The 26,649-nt window shown below is 61.8% G+C and carries 26 protein-coding genes and 2 tRNA genes; 12 read left to right on the top strand and 16 right to left on the bottom strand.

The features are described 5' to 3' along the window. Positions 1-2 precede the first annotated feature (2 nt). Positions 3-833: a 3-deoxy-8-phosphooctulonate synthase gene (gene kdsA, locus AC2EAL_RS12490; RefSeq protein WP_484724554.1), complete on the top strand. Its 831-nt coding sequence runs from the start codon at positions 3-5 to the stop codon at positions 831-833. 151 nt (positions 834-984) lie between these two features. Here the strand turns inward: kdsA and AC2EAL_RS12485 are convergent, their stop codons facing one another. The 5 genes from AC2EAL_RS12485 to AC2EAL_RS12465 are packed head-to-tail and all read right to left on the bottom strand — an operon-like array spanning position 985 to position 7,010. Continuing rightward, positions 985-1,299, bottom strand: a complete 315-nt coding sequence (locus AC2EAL_RS12485) for an ArsR/SmtB family transcription factor (protein WP_484724553.1) — start codon at positions 1,297-1,299, stop codon at positions 985-987. 9 nt (positions 1,300-1,308) lie between these two features. Beyond that, positions 1,309-1,512 (bottom strand): YgaP family membrane protein, encoded by a 204-nt coding sequence (locus AC2EAL_RS12480; RefSeq protein WP_484724552.1) that lies wholly within the window; start codon positions 1,510-1,512, stop codon positions 1,309-1,311. A 4-nt stretch (positions 1,513-1,516) separates the two neighbouring features. Beyond that, a complete protein-coding gene (locus AC2EAL_RS12475) occupies positions 1,517-2,800 on the bottom strand; it encodes an NAD(P)/FAD-dependent oxidoreductase (RefSeq protein WP_484724551.1) in 1,284 nt (427 codons plus the stop codon). A gap of 18 nt (positions 2,801-2,818) precedes the next feature. Continuing rightward, positions 2,819-6,019: an efflux RND transporter permease subunit gene (locus AC2EAL_RS12470; protein ID WP_484724550.1), complete on the bottom strand. Its 3,201-nt coding sequence runs from the start codon at positions 6,017-6,019 to the stop codon at positions 2,819-2,821. Continuing rightward, entirely contained in the window at positions 6,012-7,010 is a 999-nt protein-coding gene (locus tag AC2EAL_RS12465) for an efflux RND transporter periplasmic adaptor subunit (protein WP_484724549.1), read from the bottom strand. Before AC2EAL_RS12465 ends, AC2EAL_RS12470 begins: the two co-directional genes overlap by 8 nt. A 400-nt stretch (positions 7,011-7,410) precedes the next feature. Here AC2EAL_RS12465 and AC2EAL_RS12460 point away from each other — a divergent pair, with 400 nt between their 5' ends. From AC2EAL_RS12460 to AC2EAL_RS12430, 7 genes are all read left to right on the top strand, one after another. Beyond that, the gene (locus AC2EAL_RS12460; protein WP_484724548.1) at positions 7,411-8,490 is read left to right on the top strand and encodes an AAA family ATPase; all 1,080 of its coding nucleotides are present in this window, start codon (positions 7,411-7,413) and stop codon (positions 8,488-8,490) included. Continuing rightward, positions 8,491-9,147, top strand: coding sequence for a DUF3226 domain-containing protein (locus AC2EAL_RS12455; protein ID WP_484724547.1), 657 nt, complete (start codon positions 8,491-8,493; stop codon positions 9,145-9,147). Positions 9,148-9,212: 65 nt separating this feature from the next. Next, complete coding sequence (locus tag AC2EAL_RS12450) at positions 9,213-9,380, top strand: hypothetical protein (RefSeq protein WP_484724546.1); 168 nt, start codon at positions 9,213-9,215, stop codon at positions 9,378-9,380. Then, positions 9,367-9,573, top strand: coding sequence for a hypothetical protein (locus AC2EAL_RS12445; protein ID WP_484724545.1), 207 nt, complete (start codon positions 9,367-9,369; stop codon positions 9,571-9,573). The genes AC2EAL_RS12450 and AC2EAL_RS12445 overlap by 14 nt, the downstream gene beginning before the upstream one ends. A 69-nt stretch (positions 9,574-9,642) precedes the next feature. Beyond that, positions 9,643-9,954: a DUF6538 domain-containing protein gene (locus AC2EAL_RS12440; RefSeq protein ID WP_484724544.1), complete on the top strand. Its 312-nt coding sequence runs from the start codon at positions 9,643-9,645 to the stop codon at positions 9,952-9,954. A gap of 45 nt (positions 9,955-9,999) precedes the next feature. Continuing rightward, entirely contained in the window at positions 10,000-10,860 is an 861-nt protein-coding gene (locus AC2EAL_RS12435; protein WP_484724543.1) for a tyrosine-type recombinase/integrase, read from the top strand. Next, the gene (locus AC2EAL_RS12430; RefSeq protein WP_484724542.1) at positions 10,848-11,042 is read left to right on the top strand and encodes a hypothetical protein; all 195 of its coding nucleotides are present in this window, start codon (positions 10,848-10,850) and stop codon (positions 11,040-11,042) included. The genes AC2EAL_RS12435 and AC2EAL_RS12430 overlap by 13 nt, the downstream gene beginning before the upstream one ends. A gap of 184 nt (positions 11,043-11,226) precedes the next feature. Here AC2EAL_RS12430 and AC2EAL_RS12425 read toward each other — a convergent pair whose 3' ends face one another. Beyond that, positions 11,227-11,595, bottom strand: coding sequence for an HNH endonuclease (locus tag AC2EAL_RS12425; RefSeq protein ID WP_484724541.1), 369 nt, complete (start codon positions 11,593-11,595; stop codon positions 11,227-11,229). Positions 11,596-11,600: 5 nt separating this feature from the next. Then, positions 11,601-13,052, bottom strand: a complete 1,452-nt coding sequence (locus tag AC2EAL_RS12420; RefSeq protein WP_484724540.1) for a primase-helicase family protein — start codon at positions 13,050-13,052, stop codon at positions 11,601-11,603. Positions 13,053-13,824: 772 nt separating this feature from the next. Here AC2EAL_RS12420 and AC2EAL_RS12415 point away from each other — a divergent pair. Continuing rightward, a complete protein-coding gene (locus tag AC2EAL_RS12415) occupies positions 13,825-15,591 on the top strand; it encodes an ATP-binding protein (protein WP_484724539.1) in 1,767 nt (588 codons plus the stop codon). A gap of 798 nt (positions 15,592-16,389) precedes the next feature. Here the strand turns inward: AC2EAL_RS12415 and AC2EAL_RS12410 are convergent. Next, positions 16,390-16,464: transfer RNA gene (locus AC2EAL_RS12410), tRNA-Gln, on the bottom strand. A gap of 112 nt (positions 16,465-16,576) precedes the next feature. Here AC2EAL_RS12410 and AC2EAL_RS12405 point away from each other — a divergent pair. After that, positions 16,577-17,752, top strand: a complete 1,176-nt coding sequence (locus AC2EAL_RS12405) for a BaiN/RdsA family NAD(P)/FAD-dependent oxidoreductase (RefSeq protein WP_484724538.1) — start codon at positions 16,577-16,579, stop codon at positions 17,750-17,752. 3 nt (positions 17,753-17,755) lie between these two features. Here AC2EAL_RS12405 and AC2EAL_RS12400 read toward each other — a convergent pair whose 3' ends face one another. The 7 genes from AC2EAL_RS12400 to AC2EAL_RS12370 form a co-directional block, all read right to left on the bottom strand. Continuing rightward, positions 17,756-18,478, bottom strand: coding sequence for a proteasome-type protease (locus tag AC2EAL_RS12400; RefSeq protein ID WP_484724537.1), 723 nt, complete (start codon positions 18,476-18,478; stop codon positions 17,756-17,758). Positions 18,479-18,505: 27 nt separating this feature from the next. Further along, the gene (locus AC2EAL_RS12395; RefSeq protein ID WP_484724536.1) at positions 18,506-19,312 is read right to left on the bottom strand and encodes a transglutaminase family protein; all 807 of its coding nucleotides are present in this window, start codon (positions 19,310-19,312) and stop codon (positions 18,506-18,508) included. Next, the gene (locus AC2EAL_RS12390) at positions 19,312-20,262 is read right to left on the bottom strand and encodes an alpha-E domain-containing protein (protein WP_484724535.1); all 951 of its coding nucleotides are present in this window, start codon (positions 20,260-20,262) and stop codon (positions 19,312-19,314) included. Before AC2EAL_RS12390 ends, AC2EAL_RS12395 begins: the two co-directional genes overlap by 1 nt. Before the next feature lie 79 nt (positions 20,263-20,341). Further along, positions 20,342-21,733, bottom strand: coding sequence for a circularly permuted type 2 ATP-grasp protein (locus tag AC2EAL_RS12385; RefSeq protein WP_484724971.1), 1,392 nt, complete (start codon positions 21,731-21,733; stop codon positions 20,342-20,344). A 141-nt stretch (positions 21,734-21,874) separates the two neighbouring features. Further along, the gene (gene tmk / locus AC2EAL_RS12380) at positions 21,875-22,498 is read right to left on the bottom strand and encodes a dTMP kinase (RefSeq protein ID WP_484724534.1); all 624 of its coding nucleotides are present in this window, start codon (positions 22,496-22,498) and stop codon (positions 21,875-21,877) included. Then, positions 22,499-23,653, bottom strand: coding sequence for a D-alanyl-D-alanine carboxypeptidase family protein (locus tag AC2EAL_RS12375; RefSeq protein ID WP_484724533.1), 1,155 nt, complete (start codon positions 23,651-23,653; stop codon positions 22,499-22,501). A gap of 16 nt (positions 23,654-23,669) precedes the next feature. Further along, positions 23,670-24,887: an SPOR domain-containing protein gene (locus AC2EAL_RS12370; protein WP_484724532.1), complete on the bottom strand. Its 1,218-nt coding sequence runs from the start codon at positions 24,885-24,887 to the stop codon at positions 23,670-23,672. A gap of 283 nt (positions 24,888-25,170) precedes the next feature. Between AC2EAL_RS12370 and AC2EAL_RS12365 the strand changes: the two genes are divergently transcribed. Both AC2EAL_RS12365 and AC2EAL_RS12360 read left to right on the top strand, forming a co-directional pair. Continuing rightward, positions 25,171-25,260 (top strand) — tRNA-Ser (locus AC2EAL_RS12365). Positions 25,261-25,663: 403 nt separating this feature from the next. Then, the gene (locus AC2EAL_RS12360; RefSeq protein ID WP_484724970.1) at positions 25,664-25,945 is read left to right on the top strand and encodes an H-NS histone family protein; all 282 of its coding nucleotides are present in this window, start codon (positions 25,664-25,666) and stop codon (positions 25,943-25,945) included. A 65-nt stretch (positions 25,946-26,010) separates the two neighbouring features. Here the strand turns inward: AC2EAL_RS12360 and AC2EAL_RS12355 are convergent, their stop codons facing one another. Further along, entirely contained in the window at positions 26,011-26,460 is a 450-nt protein-coding gene (locus AC2EAL_RS12355; RefSeq protein WP_484724531.1) for a hypothetical protein, read from the bottom strand. Between the last annotated feature and the right edge of the window lie 189 nt (positions 26,461-26,649).

Here is a 26,649-nt window from a genome sequence, read left to right as displayed (position 1 = left end):
ACATGAAGGACGTCACGATTGGCGGGCTGACCGTTGGCAATGACCGGCCGCTTCTGGTCATTGCCGGACCCTGCCAGCTGGAAAGCCTGGACCACGCCCAGATGATCGCGGGCCGGATGGCCGAGGCCTGCCGGGCCGCGGGCGCGCAGTACGTGTTCAAGGCGAGCTACGACAAGGCCAACCGCACCTCGCTGACGGGCAAGCGCGGCCTTGGGATGGAGGCGGGGCTGAAGGTGCTGGAAGCCGTCCGCGCTATGGGGATGCCGGTCCTGACGGATGTCCATGACGCAGGCCAGGCGCGTGAGGCGGCGAAGATCGTGGACGTGATCCAGATCCCGGCCTTCCTCTGCCGCCAGACGGACCTGCTGCTCGCTGCGGGCGAAACCGGGTCTGTGGTCAACGTGAAGAAGGGCCAGTTCCTGGCGCCCTGGGACATGGCCAATGTCGCAGCCAAGGTCGCCTCGACCGGGAACGAGCGCATCCTTCTGACCGAGCGCGGGGTCAGCTTCGGCTACAACACGCTCGTCGCCGACATGCGGTCGCTGCCGATCATGGCGCGGACCGGCTGGCCGGTCGTCATGGACGCGACCCATTCGGTGCAGCAGCCCGGCGGCCAGGGCAATTCCTCGGGCGGACAGCGCGAATTCGCGCCCGTGATGGCCCGTGCAGCTGTGTCGCTGGGCATCGCGGGCGTCTTCATCGAGACGCATGAGGACCCCGACCGCGCGCCGTCGGACGGGCCAAACATGATCCCGCTGGATCAGATGCCCGCCCTGATCGACAGCCTGATGGGCTTTGACCGGCTGGCCAAGGCAAACCCGCTGCGGGTCTGACAAAGGCTAGGCAGCACGGACAAGGGCAAGCGTCGCCGGATCGCGGCCCATTTGCCGGCCTGGGGGACATCACCCGCGCGAACGGGGCAGCCTGCCGACTGCGACCGGCCGGCGTGCCACCCCGCGCCCGACGGCGACTGTCCGCCCTCGCCTAGCTTGCCCGACAGAAGGTGTCGCGGAGGACGGTCACGATCGCGGCCACCTCGCTTTTCGCCAGGTGATAGTAGACGCTTTTCCCTTCGCGCCGCGTGGTGACGATGCCTTCGGCGCGCAGCCGCATCAGCTGCTGCGAGACGCTGACCGGGCTGGTGCCAAGCGCCTCGGCCAGCTGGGTGACGTTCAGGTCGCCATCGACAAGGCAGCACAGCATCTGCAGGCGCCCCTCATGCGACAGCGACTTGAGCAGTGACACCGCCTTTGCGGCCTGCTCGGCCGTCCCGCCAAAGCCTTCCAGGATCTCTGCCATTCCCAACCCCTATTCGAAGGCGCAACCCTTCTTCACGCCCAGCGCCCGGAACACCATCGCCGCCGGACAGAAGCCGGTAAACGACGATTGCAGAAGGTTCAGCCCGATGAAGACGGTGAACCAGACGAACAGGGGCGAAACATAGGCGGTCAGCACGACGCTGAGAAGCACCATGACCCCGGCAAAACGCAGGACTGCAGCATCAAGTGACATATCGTTATCCTTTCGTGGTTTCCTTGAGTTTGTCGATCCCCAGCACCTTCAGCGCCAGGCTTTCGTAGAACGGCTCGGACGTCCCCTTCCGCAGCTTGCGGAGGAAGTATTTCTCGAACCCCGCCTTCGCGAGGTGGACCCATTTGCCGCTGGACGACCAGTTGACGTTGCGCGGCGGGATCTGGGGTTGGGCCACGAAGGCGATCCCCCCGTCGCCGAAATCGGCCAGGCAGACCGCGTTCCAGGTGCCGACGCTGTCGGGCTGTTTCCCGCGGACGAGGTTGCCGATGTTGTGCGCAGTCGCGGTGACCATGCTTTCAATCATGAACCCAGTCTTCGGCACCCCGCAGGGCACCAGCGTCGGCCCCATCGGCGGGATCGCGACGCAGACGCCCACCGCGAAGATGTTGGGGTACTTCGGGTTCTGCTGGTGCTTGTCGACGATGGTGAAGCCGCGCGGATTGCTCAGCCCCTCGATCCCCGAGACCGGCTTGATCCCCCGGAAGGCGGGCAGCATCATGGAAAAGGCGAACGGCAGGTCCTTTTCAGGTTTCGCCACACCGTCTTCGCCGACTTCCTCGACGATCATGTGGCCCTCCTCCACCCGCTTGATACGGGTGTTGGTCATCCACTTGATGTGCTTCTCGCGCATCTGGCTTTCGAGGAGGCCCTTGGTATCCCCCACCCCGTCGAGGCCCAGGTGACCGATATAGGGCTCGGGCGTGACAAAGGTCATCGGCACCCGGTCACGGATCTTGGCCCGGCGCAGCGCGGTTTCCAGAATGAACAGGAACTCATAGGCCGGGCCGAAGCAGCTTGCCCCCTGTGCGGCCCCGATCACGACCGGACCGGGGTTTGCCACCAGCTTCTCGAACACCGACTTTGCCGCTTCGGCATGGTCGATGTGGCAGATCGACTGGGTAAAGCCCTGTGGCCCGAGACCCGGCACTTCGTCGAAGGCAAGCTCCGGCCCCGTCGCGATCACCAGGTAGTCGTAGGTGACAGACTTCCCGTCGACCAGCTGGATGCGGTTTTCCTCCGGCACCAACGTCTCGGCCGCCACCGGGATGAAATCGATCCCCTTCTTCTGCATCGTGGGCGCCAGGTCCACCGTGATGTCCTCGCGGTCGCGCCAGCCCACCGCGATCCAGGGGTTCGAGGGGACGAAGTGATACTTCGGGTCCTTGGTGACCACCGTCACCTTGTCCTCGGGCCGCAACTGGTCCTTCACCTCGTAAGCCATGATGGCGCCGCCCAATCCGGCCCCAAGAACAACGACATGTGCCATTTCAGTCTCCTCTTCTGATCAGGCGAGGGTGTCCGACCCGGTCCGGAACACGCGGTAGATCGCCGGGATGACAAGCACGGTCAGCAGGGTAGATGTCAGCAGACCGAACAAGAGCGAGATCGCGAGACCCTGGAAGATCGGGTCGGCGAGGATCACCACGGCGCCGATCATGGCGGCGATGGCGGTCAGGAGGATCGGCTTGAACCGGATCGCGCCCGCCTCGATCAGGAGATCGACGGTGATGCGGTCCGTCGCGCCATGGCGGATGAAGTCCACCAAGAGGATCGAGTTGCGGACGATGATTCCCGCCAGCGCGATGAAGCCGATCATCGACGTGGCCGAGAACGGCGCGCCGAACAACCAGTGGCCGAACATGATCCCCAGGAAAGTCAGCGGGATCGGCGTCAGGATCACCAGGGGCAGCTTGAACGACCCGAACTGCGCCACGACCAGGATGTAGATGCCCAGCAGTGCCACCCCGAAGGCCGCCCCCATGTCGCGGAAGGTGACGAAGGTCACTTCCCACTCGCCGTCCCAGAGGAGCGTGACCTTGCCTTCATCTTCGGGCTGGCCATGCAGCGCGATCTCGGGCTTGGTGCCTTCGGGCCAGTCCATCTTCTCGATCTGCTCGGCCACGGCCAGCATCCCGTAAAGCGGGGCCTCGAAGTCCCCGGCCAGTTCCGCCGTTACCATCTCGGCATCGCGGCCGTTGTGGCGGAAGATCGGGAAGCTGGCGGCCTCTTCGCTGACCTGGACCACGTCGCCCAGTTCCACCACGCCGCGCGCGCCGGGAAGGGCGTTGGCGGGGATCGGGGTCGTCAGGAAACGTTCGTCCAGCACCCGGTCCGACTTGTCGCGCCCCACCACCAGCGGGATCGGCAGGCGGCCTTCGCCCCGGTGCGAATAGCCGACCGTCTGCCCGCCGTTCAGGAGGGCCAGCGTGTCGAACACGTCCTGCTCCTGCACTGCGTAGAAGTCGAGGTCGTCGGAGGAGATCGTCGCCCGCAGCCTGCGGGCCTGGGTGCCAAAGCTGTCGTCGACGTCCACGATGAACGGCACCGCCTCGAACGCTTGCCGGATCAAGGTCGCCGCCTTGCGCCGCGTTTCGGCATCGGGTCCATAGACCTCGGCCAGGAGGGTCGAGATCACGGGCGGTCCCGGCGGGGGTTCGACGACCTTGAGGCTCGTCCCCTCGGGCACCGCCAGCGCGGCCAGACGCTCGCGCAGGTCCAGCGCGATGTCGTGGCTCGCCCGGTCGCGGTCGGTCTTCGCGGCAAGGTTGATCGCCACTTCGCCCAACTGGGGTTCAGAGCGCAGGTAGTAGTGCCGGACCAGACCGTTGAAATTGAAGGGCGCGGGGGTGCCAGCGTAGGTCTGGACGGAAGTCACCTCGGGCAGGCCCATCACCACATCGGCCACGTCGCGCGCCACACGGTCGGTGGCTTCCACTGATGACCCCTCGGGCAGGTCGATGACCACCGACAGCTCCGACTTGTTGTCGAAGGGCAGAAGCTTGACCGTCACGTCACGGGTATAGAGCGCCGCGAGCGAGCCAAAGGACAGCACCGCCGTGACCAGCAGGAACCCGAGGCTGCGGCCCTTGGTCTTCAGGACGGGCTTTGCCACCGCCGTATAGGACCGCTCCAGCCAGCCGCCGTGATGACCGCCGTATTCGTCATCGCCCGCGTGTTCGCGCATGTCCGCCCGGCCCGCGATCTTGACCATCAGCCAGGGGGTGATGATGACCGCGACGAAGAAGGAAAAGACCATGGCAGCCGAGGCATTGGCCGGGATCGGCGACATGTAGGGGCCCATGAGGCCGCTGACGAACAGCATGGGCAGCAGCGCCACCACCACGGTCAGCGTCGCGACGATAGTGGGGTTGCCGACCTCGGCCACCGCCTCGATGGCCGCCTGGATGCGGGGCTTGCGGCGGTCCATGCCCCAGTGGCGGTCGATGTTTTCAATCACCACGATGGCGTCGTCGACCAGGATGCCGATGGAGAAGATCAGCGCGAAGAGGCTCACCCGGTTCAGCGTAAAGCCCATGACCCAGGCCGCGAAGAGGGTCAAGAGGATCGTGACCGGGATCACGATGGCCACTACCCCAGCCTCGCGCCAGCCGATGGCGAGCCAAACCAGCGCGATGATCGACACCGTCGCCAGTCCCAGATGGAACAGGAGCTCGTTGGCCTTTTCGTTCGCGGTTTCGCCGTAGTCGCGGGTGATCGTCACCGTCACGCCTTCGGGGATCAGCTTCGACTCCAGAGAATGCACCCGGTGCAGGACCTCTTCGGCCACCACCACGGCATTGGCCCCGGCCCGCTTGGCAATCGCCAGCGTGACAGCCGGGCCCGACACCCCGTCCTTCGCAAGATGAGAGACGATGGCGTCCTTCGTGTTCTCGACATAGGCCACCGTCGCCACGTCCGACACATAGACCGGCCGCCCGTCCCGCGTGGTCAGCAGCAACTGCGCCACCTCGGCAGGGGCCGTCAGCGTCTCGCCCGCCACCAGGTCCACCATCTGGCCCTGGTCGCGCAGTTTCCCGGTGTTCAGTGTCCGGTTCGCCTGCGCCACCTTCCCTGCAAGCTGCTGCAGCGTCACGCCATAGAGCGCCAGCCGGTCCGGGTCGGGCTCGATCCGGATCGCGTCCTGGGCGTCACCGACAAGGTAGGTCAGCCCCACGTCCTCGGTCTTCGCCACCTCGGTCTGCAGGGTGCGCGCGATCCGCGTAAGGTCGTTCGCAGTCAGGTCATCGGCCGAAAGGGTCAGCGTCAGGATCGCCACGTCGTCGATGCCCCGCCCCACGATCAGCGGTTCAGGGATGCCCACCGGGATCGCCCCAATGTTCGCGCGGACCTTGTCATGCACCCGCAGGATAGCGTCTTCGGACCGCGTGCCGACCTCGAACCGCGCGGTGACCATCGCGGCATCGTCGCGGGTCGAGGAATAGACGTGTTCGACGTCATTGATCCCCTTGACGATGACCTCCAAGGGTTCGGTCACCAGCTTGACGGCATCCTCGGCCTTCAGGCCCTGGGCCTGGACATGGATGTCGACCAGAGGAACCGAGATCTGGGGTTCCTCCTCGCGCGGGAGGGAAACCAGCGCCACCACCCCCGCAGCCAGCGCGGCGAGAATGAACAGCGGCGTCAGGGCCGAGTTGATGAAGGCCTTCGTCAGCCCCCCGGCGATGCCCAGCGGATGCTTACTCATGGCTTGCCCCAATCGAGACTTCCGCTGCCGGAACGACGACATCGCCCACACCAAGGCCGCTGAGCACCTCGACCATCTCGACGCCGTCGATCACATGGCGTTCCCCGAGCACGACACTGCGCAGGCCCACGGTTTCAGCGCCCTGCAGGCCCACGAAGTCCAGGCCCGACCGCGTCACAACGTCTGCGGCGGGCAGCAGCAAGGCCTGGCGCTCCCCCACCGGCAGCCGCACCAGCATCCGTGCGCCGACAAAGCTGTCGGGCAGGTCGGCGAGTTCCACGTCTGCGATGACCCGGCCGCCTTCGATCAGCGGATAGACCCGGGCAAGCGTTCCTTCGCGGTCGCCTGTCGCGTCCGAAAGCCGGATCACATCGCCTTCGTCCAGCGCCGTGGCATGGCGTTCCGGCACCGCGATGCGCAGATAAGTCCCGCCGCCGCCGATCACGGCGATGACTTCACCCGGCATCAGCACCGCTCCCTTGGTCAGCGGCACGTCCAGCACGCGACCCGCGACCGGGGCCAGCACCACGCCTTCCTTCGCCTGCTGCGCGATGACATCAGCCTGCGCGTCCAGCGCGGCGATCTGGCCCTTCAGCACGTCGGCTTGCGTGCGCAAGGCATCGACGCGCTGGATCGTCGTGACCCCGTTCTTCAACAGGTCCTCGCCCCGCTGCAGATCGGCTTCGGCATTGGCAAGCTGCGCGGTAAGGGCCTCGCGCTGCGCGGCAATCGCGGCGCGCTGAAAGTCGAGCTTGTCATCGACGATCCGCGCCAGCTCCTGCCCCGCGGTGACTGTGTCGCCTTCGGCCACCGTCAGGTCGACCAGCACCCCGCCGATCCGCGCCCGGGCCGGAACCCGGTCCCGCGCCTCGACCGTCCCGTAGACCGCCTTCCACTCGGTGACGGTGGCCGGCTTGAGGACAAGGGGTTCGGCGGCAAGCGGGCCAGCGAGCAGGGCGAAGACCAGCAGCGGAAGGGCAGGATGGGACATGCGAGTCGGACTCCAATTAACACTTCATAGCTATAAAGGTTTCTAGCTATGAATTACAAGTACCCTCATGCCCGTGGCACATTGTGCCGCAGGCTAGGCTGCGCCAATCTGGTCCGCGACCAGACGCCCTTGGGGTCACATCGGTTGGGAAAGGTTGGCTGGGGCGCTAGGATTCGATGACCGATGGAGGTCTCCAAAGGGTCTCTGCAGGGAGCCTGGCGAGGTGGGGCAACGGGTGGGGCGTGTCTCGCATGGCACCCGGAGACCCCTGAGTGCCTGTCCTACGTCCAGTTCCCATAGGGCTCCTAGGAGCCCGACGCTTGGGGATCAACGACCTCACTGTCCTCTTGATATGCTCAAGGGCTACAGTATCCTCGCAAGATCAAGTATGGAAAAGCCCATGACCGCTGCCTTCTTTTTTAAGTCAATCAAGATACGAAACTTCAGAGCGTTCAACGATCTGACAGTCGAAAAATTCAAGAGAATAAATCTCATATCTGGATTCAACGGGGTTGGAAAATCAGCGCTACTGGAGTCATTGTTTCTGACACTGGACCTCAACAACCCCTTATGTGTAATCAAACCGCTTCAATGGCGTGGCGCTGCACACTCCTCTGCGGACTTGGAGCGCATCTTTCCAAGCACGAAGCAGCCAAGCTCTATAAGAGTTGAAAGTAGAACCGGACGAATTGATGTAAGCATTGAATACGGGAAGCCAGGACGAGAGTTTGTCCTGAACGCTGAGAAAGAGGCTTCGATTCAAGCTTCAGGTCTGCTCTCCCAGATTAGCGCGCCAAATATTCAAGGAATTACACTAGATGCCCATTTCAAAGGCAACATCACTGGGCGTAGACAGATGTTCCTATTTGTGACAGGCAACACGTTTAGTTCAACGTTTAGGACTGAGGGGCAAGAGCTCGGGGTGACAGCCACGCTAGTATCGCACGGTGTCCAATCTACTCCTGCAGAAATGTCTGAGCGGGTCAGCAAGGTCATCAAAAGTGGTAGGAAAAAGGATCTAATCAACTATTTGCATTTGATTGATCCATCGGTTGAGGACTTGACGCTGTTGCAAGAGGGCACAATCACCCAGGTTTACCTGACTACAGCACGAGGATTGCTCCCACTTCCACTGTTGGGTGGCGGGATGCGAGTACTCTTTGAGGTCGCCTCTGTTGCCATGACTACTGCAGGTGGAGCAGTATTTTTTGATGAGCTCGAGTCATCGCTTCATTACTCAATCATATCTGATCTATGGTCATTAATAGCTACAATTGCTAACCGGGAGAATGTCCAAGTATTCGCGGTTACGCATAGCAAAGAGGCCATGACCCTGGCTGTCGAGGGAATCAAGAGGCAGCAAAGAGAGAGAGACTTTCAATACATACGACTAAGTAGATATGGTGCAGCCACGCGGTCAACAAACTACGCGTTCTCTGATCTGATGTCAGCATTTGAGTTTGGGGTGGAGATACGCTAAATGTACTTTCAGGGTACGTATTTTGGCGAGGGCACCCAGGACTATAACTTTAGCCACTTGATTTTCGTTGAGGGTAGAGACGATGGCATGTTCCTCGACGAAGTTCTAAAGAAGAGGTCCGTAGATCCACGCAAGGTTCGGATAAACATTTGCGGAGGGAAGCAACGTCTTCCTGAAACGCTTTCTTTGCTTACAAAGTCTACAGCATATTTGGACGGTGTCGTTAGCTCCGTCGCAGTGATATTTGACTCCGACTCGGATCCTGATGCGTCCTATCGCGCAATTGAAAGCGCGCTACGATCGGCAGGACTAGTTGCAGCAGGCAACGGATCAGTGGTTCCGGGTAGCCCGGTTAGCGTTGGGGTGTTTACACTACCCGGACCTAGTCAGTCAGGAGACCTCGAGGAACTCGCCTGGCGGCTGTCGAATCCGCCTACAAACTCCTTGACGGAGAAGTTTCTTGGTGAGGTACAAGCCGCAACTGCAGCCCTAGATCAGCTCTCGAAGCGGCGGATTCAGGCATACTTGGCATCTTCGTCAGTCAAGATACGGAACTCTGTCGGCTGGGCCTTCTACGACGGTCTTTTGTCAGTCGACCCCGCTACACTCGCCGATATCTTTCAGTTTATCGATGCCTTCCTTGACAGCGGTGCCTGACGGCACCAAGAAAGATCGAGGAGTTTCCGGTATCTAATTAGGTAGTAGATACAGGAGCTTATACCATGAAGACGATCTTGGCCCTCGGCTCAGCCGGGGGTCTTTTCATTGCTGCACGGGGGTCGTTCGGCCTCTTCCTTCTTCTGCTCGTGGCCAAGAAGGTCAGTCAGGACCTTGCGATGGCGCTGTTCAAGGAAGCGCTGAAGGCTGGGTGGTTCAATGGAACCCGGTGATGTCGTGCTGATCAGAGCCTTCGACGACATCCCGGAGCACTTGTTCCGCGTGGAAGAGGTCTACGAGGACTGCATCACAGGTCAGGCCCTCACGGGGCCTCTCCAGGGGGAGTACGGGGAGCCGGAACTCTCGATGGTTATCAGGGTCCTAGACCCCGCAGAGGTGGCGCTGGGAACCTCAGAATCCCAGTAGACCTCAGAAACTAATCGGAAAAATCGGAAGCAACCAGGAAGTGGGGCGAAGGCCCCAGATGGAGGACGCATGTCTGTACGTATCCAGTACGCATATCTCAAGCAGCAGACGTGGCTTTACCGGAGGAACTATCCGAAGGAGCTGCAGCCGCTGCTGGGTCAGGCCTACAAGCAGTCGCTCAAGACCGGGGACGCTCGGATTGCCAAGGCTAGGGCAGCAGAGGTCAACGCCAAGTACGAAGAGATCATCACCAAGGCCAGGTCTGGGCAGGTGGTAGAGAAGCCGCAGCCTGTGAAGATCGTTGCTCCGGCCTTCACTCAGGTGACGATCGTGGGCAGGGTCAGCGTGGCAGAACTGGCAAAGCAGTACCTGAACCGCTGATCTAACGAGTTACAGCACGGTGGCTTCAAGTCGGTCCGGTTCTCGGTGGGGCTGTTCGTCTCAGTCTTCGGCAAGAGGCCGATCGGAACAGTCACACGAGAGGATGCGCTGGCCTTCACCCGCAAGGTGGCTCAGCTCGGAAAGCACGTGGGGAAGTCCTACAGGACCAAGGGCTACCCCCTAGAGCGGCTGCTGGCGCTGAGTGACGGCGAGAGGATCAGCCCGCAGACGCAGCGGAGGATCGTCAGTCAGGTCGGTCACTTCCTGGACTGGACAGTCTACGAGGGTCAGCTAGCAAGCAATCCCTTCAAGACGGTCCGAGTGGAAGGGAAGGCAAAGCCACAGCACTACGAGGCCCTGACCGACGCGGAAGTGCTTCGCCTTCTCAGTCTCGACGATCCACGTATCGGGGTGGCGCTGCGGTTTTGCTTGCTTTCCGGAATGAGGGCTGGTGAGGCGGTGGGGCTGGTCAGGGAGGATCTGATCTGGAAGGGCAATCTAGGGTGGTTTGCCTGGATCAGACCCAACGAGGTTCGATCCCTCAAGACGGAAGCAGCGGAGCGTATCGTTCCCTTGCACTCCAGCCTTACACCCCTCCTAGCGGCACTACCGTCCACTGGGAGGCTATTTCCAGGCCTCTCGGTCAACATGGTCACCAAGCGCTTCAGCGTGCTGAGGGAAGAGGCGGGGATCAACCGGCCGGGTGTGGTGTTCCACTCTAGCCGGAAGTGGTTCGTTACCGAGTGCGAGAGGGCGGGCGTGCTGGAACACTTTACGGCGTCCATCGTCGGCCACCAGTCGGCCCGATCAGAGAACCGTATGACCTACGGCATATACTCTGCCGGGATCAGCGACGAGCAGAAGCGGGAGATCGTAGAGAAGGTGGGGCTGCCGTGCCGCCACTGAAACCCGTGACACCCGTACCTGACATCGATGCGTTCGAAGAGAGGGCCGCTATCATCCAGTATGATGGTGGTCTTTCTCGTTCCAGGGCCGAGGAACTCGCCGCTCAGGCACAGGGCTTCAGGGACGCAGACCACTACTGGCAGGTTCTGGCCGACTACGTGGTGAGCAAGAAGTTGGGCTGACCCAATCAAGACCCTCCCGGTGGCTTCGGCTGCCGGGGGGATCACTTCCCTTTTTTTGTCGTTTCGAAAGGGACATGAAGGACTGAAGAAATCTGGGAGTCTAGGTTTAGCGAAGAGGGCCAGACGGCCCACTTCGGGTTGTATGGGTATCGCTACGCGAGACGCCGGAGGACTTAGCCACAGGCTACAAGAAATCAAAGTCCACACCGTTCGCCCAGTAGTCCCAATCGTCGCGCTTGTTGTCCGCCCTGCTACCCAACTCCAAGTGCGATGGGTTTATGCATCGTCGATTATGGCAGCGGTGGCGGACGACCTCTTCGAAGCTCGGCGTGACATCGTTGAGGACGCAGTAGATGAAGCGATAAGCCGCGTACTGCTCACCCCTGAAGCGGACCTTTCGTATTGCGTGCGTCGGCGTTTCTATACAGCCGGTTTCCGTAAGGTTGCCGGACGCGATTAGGGAGAGGGCCCGCTGCCGGGCCTCCTCCTTGTGATTGGTATGGGTTTCTGTCCACCGCTCAAGCGATGGGTCTAGGTAGACGAAGTCTTCCATGACTATTACTCCGAGGCCCAGAGCACATCGCAGACGGCCTGCTTCGAACCGTCTGGTCCGACGATCTGCCCTCGGTCCAGCGCATAAGGGGACCTAACCCAGATGGCGCGGGCGTAGTCCTTCCCACCGTATTTTGCCTGATATCGGACCCATCCGAGGTCCGTCATCATGTACTGTATGGAGTTGGTACTCAGGCGCATTTCCTTGCTGACGTAGATGCGGAGATCTTGCTCGGTGATCGCGATAGCCTCTTCGCGGCCAAGATATTCCGCTAGCTGCTGAGTAGTTGCAGGTATCTGGTTCGCCTGAAGCCGCCGCATCAGTTCAGTGCCATGGAGGGCAGTGTTGAGGGTCATGGCATCGAAGTCCGGTGCGAGTTCCCGGCGCATCAGGAAGCTGTAGAACGCGGCGACCTTCTCATCGTCCTGGAGGGCTTTCTCGACTGCCCGCACGATCATTGTGAAGCGTTCAGAATTGGGCCCTGAAGCATGACCCTCGTGGTCCACGTCCACCACATAGAACCGCCGTTCACCGGCTTCGATCCAGGAAGGCAGGTGGTTGGAGGTCAAGAGGAAGCACGAGTGAAGCCGAATACGTTCGACGTCGCGACCTTTATGCTCTGTTGTGGTGGTGGCCTCAGTGATCAGCGTCTTGAGCTTGTTGCCAGCATCTGAACCGGGCCGAAGCTCAACCTCTTCGCTGATGATCAGCTTGCTGGTTAGCATCGGGCCGTTGAACTTGCCCGCTACCTTTTCGAGGTTGTTCTGGCGCGCAGTGTTCTCCTCTCCGAAGAGACGCGTGGCGATGTTGCAGAGGGTCGACTTGCCCGTTCCCTTGGCCTGGGAGTAGAGCATGATTGCCCAGTTCGGTTTCTTGCTTTCGTTCTGTAGGCACCAGGCTAGCCAGTCCAAGACCCGATTGAGCTCGGCCTCCCGCTGGAACATCATTTGGAAGAGGACGATGAAGGGACCGCCCCACGGTTCCATCAGTCCTAGACGTCTGTATGCTGGCTCTCTCCAAGAGTTGAGGACGACCTGCCCGCTCTCTAACAGAATCCGTCGCTCTGGGTTTCCGGGGTACGGGACAACTCCACCAGTCCACACCGGGATTGACCGGAAGGGATTCGGGTTCATCTGAACGATAGCGGTATCGTACACCTGCTTCATCACGAGCTTCGGGACCGATTGCCCGTTATTGAGGGATTGGGCTGGGGTGAGGAAGGACCGCTGTAAGTCGTTCTGAGACAATGCTTCTGAAGGCCGATCGACGTGATAAAAGCGATTCTCTTTGCGTACGTAGTTGGTTGCAAGATGCCGGATCAGTCGCTCGGCTAGTCCGTCGTCGATGGACTGGGCTGTAGAGCGGGTCGCTGCGATGTCGGTTAGGTTGATTACGTTCGCCGCTAGGGCAGGCTCAGTTGGTGCTGGTTCGGCTGAAGATAGTTCTGGTGTTGGCATTTGTTTTCCATAGGTTAGTGGCCTGATAACGTGGCCGGGTGCTGAAGTAGCCAAGCCGTTGAACGGCTGGCATCTATTTCTGGTTTTATGACTTGATGACTTGAGGCCCTCTCCTGCGAGAAGGCGGCAACCTAAAAGCTGCGACCTCGCACCTATGTGTGCTCTGCCGGATTGTCAAGGCCGTGGCTACGGACGCTGCGGATGTGTACTTCCGGCTCCCATGGCTCCCGTTGCAGAGCTCGGGTGCTTCGGGTGCGCGACCGGGCCCGTGAAACACGCCTCTCCGCGGTGAGCAGATCTCTCGGCAGAATGCACCGAAGTCGTTTGCATGGAGAGGGTCTTGGGCACCCTGCCACTCCGCAAGTCATGTTCCTCAGAGAACACGCCGCAGCTATACACCGTCTGCGAACTGCCGAGTTCAGTACTGTAGATTGACTTTTTACACAGCAAGGACCGATAACAACTTCGAGTTTGGACAAGCGCTGCATAGGGGATCCAAGCAGAACCTGCTCCTACCATTGTGACCAGTGAGTATCTTCCAGTGTCCGAAGCCACTTGGTCCACCTCCATCACTCAGATGGGATCATGGCGGCGAAAGCGATCAAGCCGGTCATCAACTTGCCATCGCTTCCAAGTGATTGCGCAAGCGGGAACACAAGGTGAAAGCAGCAGTGCACCTCTTGGCAAACAAGAAAACTCTCACTCTTCCAATGTTGAATTGGCTTGGCCATCTCCTTCTCCAGACCACTCGCACGTGCAAATTGGATGAGAAATGAACTACGCGAAGGAGTTAGAGAGCCTAGCAAAGGTAGAGACACTTAACAGTCTAGAGTTTCGCGTTCAGTTCACTGCTGTTTTGGTTTGCGTGGCGACCGCCGTCGCAACTACAGGTCTGTGGGTTCTTTTCATTTGGTTTGCACTTCACTACTCCTTGGTATTTCTAGAGCGAGTACTTGCAGCACGTTTTGCGAAGCTCGGCACCCCTTTGGCCTTCTACACGATTATCAGCCTTAACTTAGCCGTCGGCATAACATTTGCATGGTTACCTGTATTTCTATGGATGCAAGGACAGCCGAGCTTCTACTTTGCGGCAATGGCGCTTCTCGTCGGTTCAACGTTGAACACTTTTCTGATTCGCTCCACTCTTTGGTATCAGGCGGTGTGTTTCGTCGCCCCCAACGCTGGCGCACTCTTGCTGATCGCTACATTCATTTCAGGCCAAGGACTCCCTACTGGAGAAGTTGTAGCTCTCGTCGTCATAGCATCAGCAGTACTCTTGTACTTTCTTGTTGCTGTGGTGGAAATGCATAGAATGCACGTCAAACATGAGCACACACGAGATCAACTACTTCAATCACAGAAGACTGAAGTTATTGGCCGGCTTACTGGCGGGATAGCGCACGACTTTAACAACCTCCTGAACGTGATTTCTGGTTATCTGGAGGTCGCACTCTCAGAATCCAGTGAAACAGGCCGAGACACGGCCATTCAGGGCGCGCTCAAAGCAGCTACACGTGGTGGAAACTTGGTTCATCAGCTACTTGCGTTTGCAAGAAAGGCTAGGCTGGAGAGTAGAAGTGTTTCTGTTGACACGACGCTAAGTGAACTAGGCGAGATGGCACGTCGCGTTATTCCCTCAAGCATCGTAGTTGACTTTGGGCACAACAAGTCCGGCCTTTTCGTTCTTGCCGATCCAGTGTCGCTCACAACCGCCCTCTTGAACCTTCTACTGAATGCTCGCGATGCGATATCGGGTAGTGGGACAATACAGCTCTCGGTGACAGTCGTTCCACCCAAGGAGCTTCCTGCGGGAATGACATACGACAAGGAGTATGCAAGTTTCGTTCTGTTTATAGTCAAGGATTCCGGTCATGGAATGTCCTCTGAACTCATTGACAGGGTCACAGAGCCCTTCTTCACTACAAAGCCAGTAGGATTTGGCTCAGGTTTGGGACTTTCGATGGTTCAAGGTTTTGCCCAGCAATCTGGTGGCGGGATTCATATTGCGTCTATTCCCAATGCTGGAACAACCGTCTACATGGCGCTACCTTCTGGAACTGCGTCAGATCAACTTCAAACCGCGCCTATCGGTTTAGGTCAACCTGATTCAGCAACAGGGACTGTTTTAGTTGTGGAGGATCAACTCGAACTCTTGAAGATGATAAGTCGAGTACTTGGCTCAGGCGGCTTCCTTGTCCATAGCGCGTCTACAGCAGATGAGGCAATCGCTCTAGTTGACTCAGGACTTCATCCGGAGCTGCTTATAACTGACGCAATTATGCCGGGAAGCCTGTCGATGGAAGATCTTGTCGCTCGGGTCAGATCGGTTAACCCGTCCGCGAAGATCATAATAATGTCAGGATATGATGAGCGGCAACTTGAGTATGAAGCGAGCGGTTTCGGAGAGTTCACATTTCTCCAGAAGCCCTTCAGCCTCTCTCGGCTGTCAAATATGGCTAAGGAGGTATTGTCGTCATCCAAGAGCGAAGTAAGTGAGGAGAGTGCACCGCCTTCTTTGGGTGTTAACGATCCTCCGTGAGGGGGAAGGGCCAAGAATCCAGCCTTCTTCACTTCTAGAGTATTCCCGCTGGCTCAAGAGGTTCGCGAGCTAGCTTGAAGCGTCTCGAGCATTCTAGAGCAGCTGCCCAGCAGATCAGCCAGCACAAGTACGCTTACCTGCTCACGGCTTCCTACGGCAGCGCCTTCCTCGACACGGCACGAGAATGATCAGTAGCAACCGTCATGGTGTGCTGGCGGAAGCGACTCAGAACGTCCAGTGCTAGGTGCTCTATGATCTTCCGAACGTGATGGTCACGCTCGCTGTCGAACTGCTCAAGGGCAGCATCAAAGAGTAAGATCGTATCAAAAATCGCTTGGTAGGCGTCTTGGTCCGTGCGCCTAGCATTTGCACCTTCCTGCCGATCCAGGCCTGGGCGACCCTTAGCAAGGTGCATACTCGGCGAACCACGCTCTTTGGTCTTTTCGGAGTTTCCGAGCCAGACCACCAAACTCGACTGATGCAATTGATATTCCCCTAATGTTGGTTCCTCATGACGTGATGCAAGCCACCACTGTCTTAACTATGCAAAATCGAACATGAACAGGCAGAAAACTCGCCGTTCATGATGGGTTCAATTATGTTACGCAAAGGTAAACGCGTCGCTCGAAGCTAAGACTCCCTTTAGCGGTAAGTCAGATGGCAGATCCCCCCGGGACTACGGCGAAGCCAACCGGAATCCTTTGCCAAAGCACAGAGGGGCATCCCCTGGGGCAGCCGCTCTGCCTCGCCAGCAATCTCGTTGCAGGAAAGGTTGACGCCACGAACGAAGAGAGTGGTTGGCTGGGGCGCTAGGATTCGAACCTAGGTATGGCGGTACCAAAAACCGCTGCCTTACCACTTGGCGACGCCCCAACCGTGCCGGGGTGTTTAGCGAAGGGGATGGGGGCGTGCAAGGCCCCAGTGCCGAAAATTTCCGTCGCGTTTCGCGGCTTGCCGGGTGAGGGCGGCGCGGCTAGGACAGGGCATGGCATGGGACGCGATCATTCTGGGCGCAGGCGCCGCCGGCATGATGGCGGCGATCGAGGCGGGGCGGCGGGGCCGCCGCGTGCTGGTCATCGATCACGCCAAGGCCCCGGGCGAGAAGATCCGCATCTCGGGCGGCGGGCGGTGCAACTTCACCAACCTCGGCATAGCGCCAGAGCGGTTCCTGTCGCAGAACCCGCGCTTTGCCCTGTCGGCGCTGAAGCGGTTCACGCAGTGGGATTTCATTGCGCGGATCGATGCGGCGGGGATCGCCTGGCACGAAAAGACGCTGGGGCAGCTGTTCTGCGACGGGTCGGCGACGCAGGTCGTGGCGATGCTGGTCCGCGACATGGAGCAGGCGGGGGTAACGCTGTGGCTTGACTGTGCGGTGGGCGCGGTGCGGCGTGAGGCGTCGGGGTTCACGGTCGAGACCGCGCGGGGGCCGGAGCGGACCAAGGCGGTGGTGGTGGCGACGGGTGGCAAGTCGATCCCGAAGATGGGGGCGACGGGGTTCGGCTACCGGCTGGCCGAGGAGTTCGGCCTGCCGGTGGTGGAAACGCGCCCTGCCCTGGTGCCGCTGACCTTTGCGGAACAGGAGCTGGCCTGGATGCGACCCCTGGCCGGCGTGTCGGTCAATGCTCGGGTCAGCGCGGGGAAAACGGGGGTCGACGAGGCGATCCTGTTCACTCATCGCGGGCTGTCGGGACCGGCGATCCTGCAGGTGTCGTCCTATTGGCGCGAGGGCGATCCGATCCTGGTGGACCTCGTGCCCGGTCAGGACATGGCGGCAGGCCTGCGGGCGGCAAAGGCGGCGCAAGGGAAGTCGGCTCTGCGGACGGCACTTGGGCGCTGGCTGCCGGAACGATTGGCGCGGCATCTGGAGGAGGCGGCGGGGGCGACTGGCGTGATGGCCGAGCTGCCCGGCGCGGTGCTGGACCGGGTTGCCGCCAACATCAACGGCTGGCGACTGGTCCCGGTGGGGTCCGAAGGCTATCGGACCGCCGAGGTCACGCTGGGCGGCGTCGACACGCGGGCGCTGGACGGGCGGACGATGGAGGCGAAGGGCGTGCCGGGCCTCTACTTCATCGGCGAGGTCGTCGACGTCACCGGCTGGCTGGGCGGCTACAACTTCCAATGGGCCTGGTCGAGCGGCTGGGCCGCCGGACAGGCGCTGTAGCCGTCAGATCGTGATCTTCGCGAACCCGTCGCGCAGCGCGTTCGACCAGGCTTCGGACATGGCGCGGAACTGGGGGTCCCCGGCCTCGATCCGGCGGCGCAAGGTCACCTTGCAGGCGTCGCGTTCGATCACCGCCAGGTCTAGCGGCATGCCCACCGACAGGTTCGACCGCAGCGTCGAGTCCATCGACAAAAGCACGGCCTTTTGCGCGTCGGCCAGGCTGGTCGAAGGCTTCACGACCCGGTCGAGAATCGGCTTGCCGTACTTGTGCTCGCCGATCTGGAGGAAGGGGGCGTCCTCGGTCGCCTCGATGAAGTTGCCCTCGGGATAGATGAGGAACATCCGCATCGCCCCGCCCTTGCGCTGGCCTGCCACGATCATGCTGGCGCTTGCCCCTTGCGCGGCGGAAAGCTTGTGGTCGATCTCGCCCCGGACCTGGGCCAGCTTGTTGCCGACGATCTCGGCCACCTTGAGCAGTGTCGGCGCCAGCATGATACTGGTTTCTGGCGCGGCCTCGGGGTCCTCGATCGCTTCACGCAGCTGGGCGATGGTGGTCTGGGTCACCGACAGGCTTCCGGCGGTCATGATGACGATGACGCGTTCGCCCGGGTCCTCGAAGGTGAACATCTTGCGGTAGGTCGAGATGTTGTCGAGCCCGGCATTGGTGCGCGTGTCCGACAGCAGCACCATGCCTTCGTTCAAGAGGAGGCCCACGCAGTACGTCATTCTTTGTCCCCGATTCCGCAGTGGAGCCTATTGGGCCGTCTGCTGGACCGCAACCGTCACATCCATCGCCTCGCCCGCCCCACCGCGCGCGATGCCGCGGATCGGGGCGGCGTCCTGCGCGTCAAAACCGGAGCCGAGGCGGATGTAGCGGGCATCGGGGCAGCAACGGTTCGCGGCGTCGAAGCCGACCCAGCCAAGGCCGGGGACATGAAGCTCCGCCCAGGCGTGAGCGGCTTCGTGCGGGGTGCCGTCCTCGGTGGCAAAGAGATAGCCCGAGACATAGCGGGCCGGGATGCCGCGCTGGCGCGCAATGGCAATCAGGGCATGGGCATGGTCTTGGCAGACACCTTCGCCCAAGGCCAGCGCCTCGGCCGCCGTGGTATGCGCATGGGTGACGCCCGGGCGGTAGGCGATGGCATCCGACACGCTGGCAGACAGGGCGTGAGCGAGCGCCAGGGTATCCGCGCCCGAGGCCGCCGCGGCCAGTTCGGACAAGGCGACGTCGATCCGCGTGGGCAAGGTTTCCCGCAGGTAGCAGTCCGGCGCGACGGTTTCGCGGTGGCCGCGCAGGACGCCCGCCAGGTCCTCGGTCTCCACCGTGCCGCGGACCTGGACGGTGACATCCGACACCGGCCCGGCGATGGTCCAGCCCTGGATCAGGTCCCCTGCCCCGTCGCGGTGCCGCGCGCCCTTCACGCCGCCCTCGACCGTCACGTCCCAGTCGATCACCTTCTGCCCGGCGAACGCCGAAGGCGCCAGGCGATGGCTTTGCACGACGGACCGGACGGGCGCGTCATAGCGGTAGCGGGTCACGTGATCGACAGTCAGGCGCATCAGCGCATCTCTCCGCTGAGATAGGCATCGTGGATCGCATTGGCGAGCTGGGCCGCATCGGCGATGTAGCGGGTCAGGAATTCGTGCAGGCCTTCGTCGAAGATCGCCTCGACCGTGGCCGCCTCGATCCCGCCGGCCAGGCTTCGGGCCTTGTCCTGAGCCTCGGTCTCGCGGCCATAGGCCTTGGCGACCCGAGTCAGGTGGTTCAGAAGCCCCGCTGTGCAGGTCGCGAGCGATCGCGGCGACTGCGGGTTGCGGATCAGGAAGTCGGCGATCTTCATCGCGGTGACATCGCCGCCATAGGCCCAGTGGAACGCCCGCTGCGCCCCCATCGCGCGCAGAAGCGTGGTCCACTGGTAGTTGTCGAGGCCCGAGCCCACGAAATCGATCCGGGGCAGAAGAACGTAGTACTTCACGTCCATCAGGCGGGCGGTGTTGTCGCCGCGTTCCAAGTAGTAGCCGATGTTCAGGAAGTTGAACCCGTCGTCGCGCAGAAGCGTCGCATCGATCGCGCCCCGCAGCATGGCCGCATGCCGCATGGTCCAGTCGGTCAGGCGCGACAGTTCCAGCTTTGACCGCTCTTCGCGTTCCAGCTGCTTCAGTTCCTGGAAGGCGGTGTTCAGCGCATCCCAGACCTGCGTCGTCAGCGCGGTGCGGACGATGCGACCGTTTTCCCGCGCGGCGGTGATGCAGGAGGCGATGGAGGACGGGTTGTCGCGGTCGAAGAACAGGAAGCTTTCGATGTTGCGCTGCACCGGGTCGCCGTACTTTGCCGCAAAGGCATGGGCCATGCCGGTCGCCTGCAACAGGCTGTCCCATTCGCTGCGGTAGCCCTGCGCCGAAGGGAGAAGACTGATACGGGACCCGACTTCCAGAAGACGCGCGACAGTGTCAGCACGCTCCATATAGCGGGCGATCCAGTAGAGGTTGTCGGCGGTGCGGCTTAGCATTGCATGAACTTTCGCCCGGAAGTGGACGATTTTTCTGCGAAAAATCGCAATTCTTCGCAGAAGAATTGTGGGACCCCTGTCATTCCGCCAGCACCCAGGTATCCTTGACCCCGCCGCCCTGCGACGAGTTCACCACCAGTGAGCCCTCCTTCAGCGCGACCCGGGTCAACCCGCCGGGGACAAGTTCGATCCGCTCGCCCACCAGGCAATAGGGCCGCAGGTCGACGTGGCGTGGGGCGACGCCTTCCTCGACAAAGGTCGGCACGGTGGACAGGGCCAGCGTCGGCTGGGCTATGTAGTTTCCGGGGTCCTCGGTTAGCTTCGCCCGGAAGCGTTCGATCTCGTCCTTGGAGGATTTGGGGCCGACGAGCATGCCATAGCCGCCCGACCCGTGGACCTCTTTCACCACCAAGTCGGGCAGGTTTGCCAGGACGTGTTTCAGGTCATCCTCCCGACCGCATTGCCAGGTGGGAACATTCTGCAGGATCGGCTCCTCTCCCAGATAGAAGCGGACCATGTCCGGGACATAGGTGTAGACCGCCTTGTCGTCGGCCACCCCTGCCCCGGGCGCCGAGCAGATCGACACGCCGCCCGAGCGGTAGACGTCCATCAGGCCGGGGATGCCCAGCATGGAGTCGGGCCGGAAGCAGAGGGGGTCGAGATAGGCATCGTCGATGCGGCGGTAGATGACATCTACCCGCTGGGGGCCTTCAGTGGTGCGCATGTAGACGTATTCGCCGTCGACGAAGAGGTCCTGCCCTTCCACCAGCTCCACCCCCATCAGGTCGGCCAGCAGCGAGTGTTCGTAGTATGCGCTGTTGAAGTGACCGGGGGTCAGGATGACCACCGTGGGCTCGCCCTTGCACTTGGCGGGGGCCACGCTGGACAGGGTGCGGCGGAGTTTTTCGGAGTAGGTGTCGACCGGCTCGATCCGGTTTTCGCGGAAGAGGTCGGGGAACATCCGCATCATGATCTCGCGGGATTCCAGCATGTAGCTGACCCCTGAGGGCGTGCGGCAGTTGTCTTCCAGGACGTAGAATTCATCGGGCCCGGTGCGGACGATGTCGACGCCGACGATGTGAGAGTAGACGCCTTTCGGCGGGACGAAGCCGGTGACGGCCTTCTCGTAGGCCTCGTTCTGATAGACGAGGCGTGCCGGGATGCGGCCTGCGCGGATGATCTCGCCCCGGCCGTAGACGTCGACCAGGAAGGCGTTCAAGGCGCGGGCGCGCTGCTTGATGCCGCGTTCCAGTTTCGCCCACTCCGACCCGGAGAAGACGCGGGGAAACATGTCGAAGGGGATCAGCCGGTCAGGGTCGCCGCCCTCGCCATAGACCGCGAAGGTGATGCCGATGCGGCGGAACAGGGCCTCGGCCTCGGCCTGCTTCAGGCTGCGCAGTTCCTCGGGCATGGTGGCGACCCAATCCTGCAGCCGCGCATAGGGCGTGCGGACCTGGGTCCCCTGGTACATCTCGTTGAATTGGCCCACCCATTCCCCCTGCTGGTCCTGTCCCGACTAGAGCAGAGCCCGCGCGGCTGGAAAAGCCCCTCGCCACGGGAATGCGCCCGACAGGTGAACAGTTGCACAACTTTTGGGCAGAGGGCGCCTGGGTCAGACCAGTGGCAGTTGCGGCTCGAGTGTCGCGAGGACACGTGCGGCGACCGTATCGGCGTCACCATCGGCGTCGATCACCCGAAAGCGGGGATGACGGGCGGCGAGCGCCAGGAACCCGGCGCGGGCCTTTGCCTGGAAGGCGAGGCCCATGTCCTCGAACCGCAGTTCGGACCCGGCGCGGGCGTGTGCGCGCGACAGGCCGACCGCGGGGTCAAGGTCGAAAAGCAGCGTCACGTCGGGTTCGATGCCGATCATCAGGGCATGCAGCCGGTCAACCGTGTCGGAGAGGTCGCCCCGGGTGATGCCCTGGAAGATGCGGGTCGAATCGGCGAAGCGGTCGGAAATGACGATCTCTCCCCGGTCCAGCGCCGGGCGGATGGTCTTTTCCAGATGATCGCGGCGGGCTGCGGTGAACAGGAGGATCTCGGTTTCCGCCGACCAGCGGTCGACATCGCCTTCCAGGACCAGGCGGCGGATCTCCTCGGCCCCCGGACTGCCGCCGGGTTCGCGCGTGAGGGTGACGGTGTGACCGCGGGACCGCAGGGTTTCGGCCAGACGGCGGCCCTGGGTGGACTTTCCGGAACCGTCAATGCCTTCCAGGGAAACGAAAAGTCCGGCCATTCAGCTGGCCGGAGCCCCGAGATAGCGGTCATAAAGCGCCGAGGCCGCCGTGGTAAGCCGCTTGACGAAACCGGCCTTGCCGACGTCGGCTTCGGCAACCAGAGGCACCCGGCGATCCGGCAGATCGGGCGCATGGACGATCAGTTCGGCCACCGCCGCGCCTTTGACCACCGGGGCGATCAGCGGGCCGTGGTAGACCACTTCCGCGGTCACGCTGTCCTGCACCAGCGCGGGCACCAGAAGCCGCACGTCCTCCGCAGGAACTAGGCCGACAGTCTCAGCCGCGCCGAGATGGACCTCAGCCTCCGCCACCCGAACGCCAGCCTTCGCCACCGTCTTTTCCGAAAACTGCCGGAACGCCCAGGAGACGATGCGCTCGGCCTCTTCGGCGCGCGCTTCGTCCGAGGGCAGGCCGGTGATGACGAAGATCACCCGCCGGTCGCCCTGCTTGGCTGACCCGACCAGGCCATAGCCCGCCTCGGAGGTGTGGCCGGTCTTCAGGCCGTCGGCGCCGACACCAAGCTCCAGAAGCGGGTTGCGGTTGCGCGCGTTGGCGGGGGCGCGGTCCTTGTAGTTGAACTCGGTCTCGGCGAAGATCGGGTAGTATTCCGGGAAATCGACAATCAGGTGCTGCGCCAGGATGCCAAGGTCGCGCATCGACATGCGATGTTCAGGATCGGGCCACCCGCTGGAATTCATGAAGACCGAATTCGTCATTCCCAGCGCCTTGGCGCGTTCGGTCATCTGGGCCGAAAAGGCTTCCTCGGTTCCGGCAAGGCCTTCGGCGACCACAACGCAGGCATCGTTGCCCGAGTTGACGATCATGCCGTGGATCAGTTCGTTGACGGTCGGCCGGTCGGTTTCCTGCAGGAACATGGTCGAGCCGCCCATCGCCTTCGCCCGGGCCGAAACCGAGAACTGCGTCTCCATCGTCACCCGTCCGTCCTTCAGCGCCTCGAACAGCATGTTGATCGTCATCAGCTTGGACATCGAGGCCGGGGGCAAGGGCTCGTCGGCGTTCTTGTCCATCAGGACGGTGCCCGTTGTCATGTCGTAGACCCAGGCCGCGGTAGCTTCCGTCTCGAAGGCGCGGGCCGGAAGGGCGGCCAGCACCATCGCCAGCGCGATCAGGACAGGACGGAACAGCTTCAGCATCGGGGCCTTCCCACGGTCATTTCAGGAAAAAGGCGTCGGCGAACCCGGCGTCCTTGATCTTCTTCAGCATGGCCTCGTCGCCCCGGACGATGACGCCCCAGACGGCCTTGCCACCCTTTTCGGATTTCTGCGGTGTCGCCGTCACGCCGATCTTGGCCAAGGCTTCGGCGGCGCGCTTGGCGTTGTCCTCCTTCGAGAACGAGGCAACCTGGATCGGACGCACCGGTCCGGCCGCGACCGCAGCGGCGGCACCTTCGGCAGGGGCTTCGGCGGCTGCTGCCGGGGCCGGGTCCTGGCCCACGGTCTTGCGCTTGCTGGGCTTGGCTGCCACGGCGGCGGGGTCGCGCGCGTCAAGCGGGGCGGATTCGATCGGTGCCACGGCAACCGTTTCGGCGGTCGCGGTCGGAGCCTCGCCTTCGGGAACAATGGCTGCGCCTGCCTCGGCGGCGGCGGCAGCGGCCTTGGCTTCTTCGGCGGCGCGTTTCTTCGCCTCCCGCGCGGCCTTGGCCTCGGCGCGGCGCTCCTTCCAGGTCTTGCGCTTGGGCTTTTCGTCAACGACGGCAGCCGTTCCAGCAGCAGCGGCGGCAGCGGCCACGTCCGCACCCTCGGCCACCGCATCACCCGGATTTGCTTCTGCCGCTGCGGGATCGGCGGCTGGTTTCTCGGCGTCCACTGCGGCCAGCGCCGCGGAAGCAATCGCTGCTGCCTCACCCTCGCCCGCCTTGGCGGGATCAGCAGGGGCTGCCGCAGCGGCATCTGCGGTCGCGGCCCCATTGGCAGCAGGTTCGGCCGGGGCCTCTTCCTCGACCTTGCGGAGCGCGGTCACCTGGATCTCGGTCGGCTGCCCGGCAAGAATGCCCAGCGCCTCGGCCGCATCCGACGACAGCTGCAGCCGCGGCCCAGGGTTTTCCCGTTCCCGCTTGAACAGCGCGCCGGTGACGGACTTGCCGGTCGCCGGGTTGAAGATCAGCACGCGTTCGGGGTTGGTCACTTCGGGGGCCGCAACCCAGATACCGCCGAGCGACGGCCGCCCGTCCCACAGCGCACTGTCGGTCGCCTGGAAGACCTCGGGCGCCTCGACGTCGCGGGCGGCGCCCTTCTTCGTCGAGGCCGGGGCAGACGCGATCCCGCTGCCATCCCCTGCCCCGTTGGTGCCGCCGCCTTCGACGCAGCCCATCAAGAGGCCGGCCGCCGCCAGACCGACAATCGTGAAACGAAGCCCCGCTCGTGCCATCTTCCGCCCTCGATATCGCGCAGTCTGTTCGCTGCGCTTGTCACATGATCTCCATGTGGTCCGGGCCTTGCTGCCCACAGCATATTTCGCTGTCTTGCCACATGGTACGCCTCAATCTGGTGGTCAGCATACCGACTTGCGCAAGCGGTGGGAAGGGCAGAGGCGTGTCTGCCCACTCACGATCAGCGGAAATCGCCACCAGATGCGCATGTGATGGCCTTTCAGAATCGTAGCGTGCCGGATATGCCCATCTCGCCGACCCGGACGAACGCCGGGAAAGCGTGGAAGTGTGGCCGAGTGGTTTAAGGCTCTGGTCTTGAAAACCAGCGTGGGGGGAACCCCACCGTGGGTTCGAATCCCACCGCTTCCGCCACTTGCCCTAGCGAAAGCGTTCTCTTGATCTCGCCACGGTCGGATTTTTGCGTTGTTTTCAAGGGTTATGCGGGAGGGGCTGAGCACTAGCCTCGTCGCCAAGCGGCTCGGAAACGGTCTCTAAGGGTCAATATTCTCCGGACCTCATGACTGCGCCGAATTGGTGTTCAGCTTCTACCATATTGAAATTTATTGATTTTGATGATCGCGGCCGAATGACTTCGATGAGAGGGCCGAGACAGCGAATGGAACCGGTATCAAAACCTCTAGTACGACTTGTTGTCCTGAAGTCGATCCATTTGCGTCTTGCGATTGGGAGTTCTCCGATCTAGCGTCCCGCCACCCAAGAAAGAGGTACCGAAGATGGCTGTAGTCAATCTCAAAAAGCTCTCTCTCTCTCCGAGCTGAAATCCCTGCAAAAGGATGTTGCCAAGGCAATCGCTGACTTCGGCAACAGGAAGAAGGTGGAGGCGCTAAGCGCTCTGGAAGAGCATGCCAAGGCACTTGGGTACAGCCTGGCAGAACTGACTGGTGTAAAGACCCGTAAAGCCCGAGCAGGATCCGGTGCGGCGAAGTACCGCCACCCGGAGAATCCGGAAGTTACGTGGTCTGGTCGTGGCCGGAAACCCGGCTGGTTTACGGCTGCAATCGAGGCAGGCAAAGCGCCGGAGTCAATGGCGATCTGACGTCAATCGAAGCTGCCGCCATCCTTGATACTGATCTGAAGGTCAATGACGCCAGGCTTCTTTGCTCAAGTCGCGCACCACCGATTGGCAGTTTCAAGTCTGGCGAGCAGCTTCACGCTCTCGCGCTCGACCTGCTTGAGTTTCCGAAGGTTGCGGCGGAGTTGGAAAGCCCGCATTTCCGAGCAGCGCTTCGGAAGGGCCGAAAGGGTCCGCATGAGTTGATCGGCTTCTTCGACCGTCGGCCGGATCAGTAGGCTCGGATCATGGATCGGGACGATGTTTCCGCCGTGGGCGGTCTGAGGCCGCCTCGCGATGGTGCTCTCCAGAGACAAAGCCACAGCCCGGGCATTGAGACAGTTCCGGGCCGCGCGCTCGGCAGCAGTCCGGTACTCGGCGCTCAGATTGATCTGCTGGGTGGAAGATCCAGTCAGAATCCGCAGTGTGAGCATCGAGAGCAGCGAGCCCACAAGGGTGAGAAAGTACAGGTGATTAAGGATGTGAAAAGCTTCGAGCATCTCATTGCCCCACATAAGCATCGGCAACCGTTGAAACGGCGCGTGATGTCGGGATTCCATGAAGGATACGGACCGTGCGCGCATAGATCCTTAGGTCCTCTGGTACGGACCCACCTTCAGCAACCATCGCTTCAATGGCACGGCCGCAGGCCTGGTGCAGTGCGATGTTGGAGGTTTCTGTCGCTCGGG

The organism is Tabrizicola sp. T74 (assembly GCF_057219935.1).
Note: the sequence above shows the minus strand (reverse complement) of the source record. Positions and strands in the feature narration are given on the sequence as shown.

Excerpts from the sequence above, each read along its gene's own strand:
- kdsA (WP_484724554.1), top strand. The coding sequence starts at position 3 with ATGAAGGACGTCACGATTGGCGGGCTGACCGTTGGCAATGACCGGCCG.
- AC2EAL_RS12485 (WP_484724553.1), bottom strand. The coding sequence starts at position 1,299 with ATGGCAGAGATCCTGGAAGGCTTTGGCGGGACGGCCGAGCAGGCCGCA.
- AC2EAL_RS12480 (WP_484724552.1), bottom strand. The coding sequence starts at position 1,512 with ATGTCACTTGATGCTGCAGTCCTGCGTTTTGCCGGGGTCATGGTGCTT.
- AC2EAL_RS12475 (WP_484724551.1), bottom strand. The coding sequence starts at position 2,800 with ATGGCACATGTCGTTGTTCTTGGGGCCGGATTGGGCGGCGCCATCATG.
- AC2EAL_RS12470 (WP_484724550.1), bottom strand. The coding sequence starts at position 6,019 with ATGAGTAAGCATCCGCTGGGCATCGCCGGGGGGCTGACGAAGGCCTTC.
- AC2EAL_RS12465 (WP_484724549.1), bottom strand. The coding sequence starts at position 7,010 with ATGTCCCATCCTGCCCTTCCGCTGCTGGTCTTCGCCCTGCTCGCTGGC.
- AC2EAL_RS12460 (WP_484724548.1), top strand. The coding sequence starts at position 7,411 with ATGACCGCTGCCTTCTTTTTTAAGTCAATCAAGATACGAAACTTCAGA.
- AC2EAL_RS12455 (WP_484724547.1), top strand. The coding sequence starts at position 8,491 with ATGTACTTTCAGGGTACGTATTTTGGCGAGGGCACCCAGGACTATAAC.
- AC2EAL_RS12450 (WP_484724546.1), top strand. The coding sequence starts at position 9,213 with ATGAAGACGATCTTGGCCCTCGGCTCAGCCGGGGGTCTTTTCATTGCT.
- AC2EAL_RS12445 (WP_484724545.1), top strand. The coding sequence starts at position 9,367 with ATGGAACCCGGTGATGTCGTGCTGATCAGAGCCTTCGACGACATCCCG.
- AC2EAL_RS12440 (WP_484724544.1), top strand. The coding sequence starts at position 9,643 with ATGTCTGTACGTATCCAGTACGCATATCTCAAGCAGCAGACGTGGCTT.
- AC2EAL_RS12425 (WP_484724541.1), bottom strand. The coding sequence starts at position 11,595 with ATGGAAGACTTCGTCTACCTAGACCCATCGCTTGAGCGGTGGACAGAA.
- AC2EAL_RS12420 (WP_484724540.1), bottom strand. The coding sequence starts at position 13,052 with ATGCCAACACCAGAACTATCTTCAGCCGAACCAGCACCAACTGAGCCT.
- AC2EAL_RS12415 (WP_484724539.1), top strand. The coding sequence starts at position 13,825 with ATGAACTACGCGAAGGAGTTAGAGAGCCTAGCAAAGGTAGAGACACTT.
- AC2EAL_RS12405 (WP_484724538.1), top strand. The coding sequence starts at position 16,577 with ATGGCATGGGACGCGATCATTCTGGGCGCAGGCGCCGCCGGCATGATG.
- AC2EAL_RS12400 (WP_484724537.1), bottom strand. The coding sequence starts at position 18,478 with ATGACGTACTGCGTGGGCCTCCTCTTGAACGAAGGCATGGTGCTGCTG.
- AC2EAL_RS12395 (WP_484724536.1), bottom strand. The coding sequence starts at position 19,312 with ATGCGCCTGACTGTCGATCACGTGACCCGCTACCGCTATGACGCGCCC.
- AC2EAL_RS12390 (WP_484724535.1), bottom strand. The coding sequence starts at position 20,262 with ATGCTAAGCCGCACCGCCGACAACCTCTACTGGATCGCCCGCTATATG.
- AC2EAL_RS12385 (WP_484724971.1), bottom strand. The coding sequence starts at position 21,733 with ATGTACCAGGGGACCCAGGTCCGCACGCCCTATGCGCGGCTGCAGGAT.
- tmk (WP_484724534.1), bottom strand. The coding sequence starts at position 22,498 with ATGGCCGGACTTTTCGTTTCCCTGGAAGGCATTGACGGTTCCGGAAAG.
- AC2EAL_RS12375 (WP_484724533.1), bottom strand. The coding sequence starts at position 23,653 with ATGCTGAAGCTGTTCCGTCCTGTCCTGATCGCGCTGGCGATGGTGCTG.
- AC2EAL_RS12370 (WP_484724532.1), bottom strand. The coding sequence starts at position 24,887 with ATGGCACGAGCGGGGCTTCGTTTCACGATTGTCGGTCTGGCGGCGGCC.
- AC2EAL_RS12355 (WP_484724531.1), bottom strand. The coding sequence starts at position 26,460 with ATGCTCGAAGCTTTTCACATCCTTAATCACCTGTACTTTCTCACCCTT.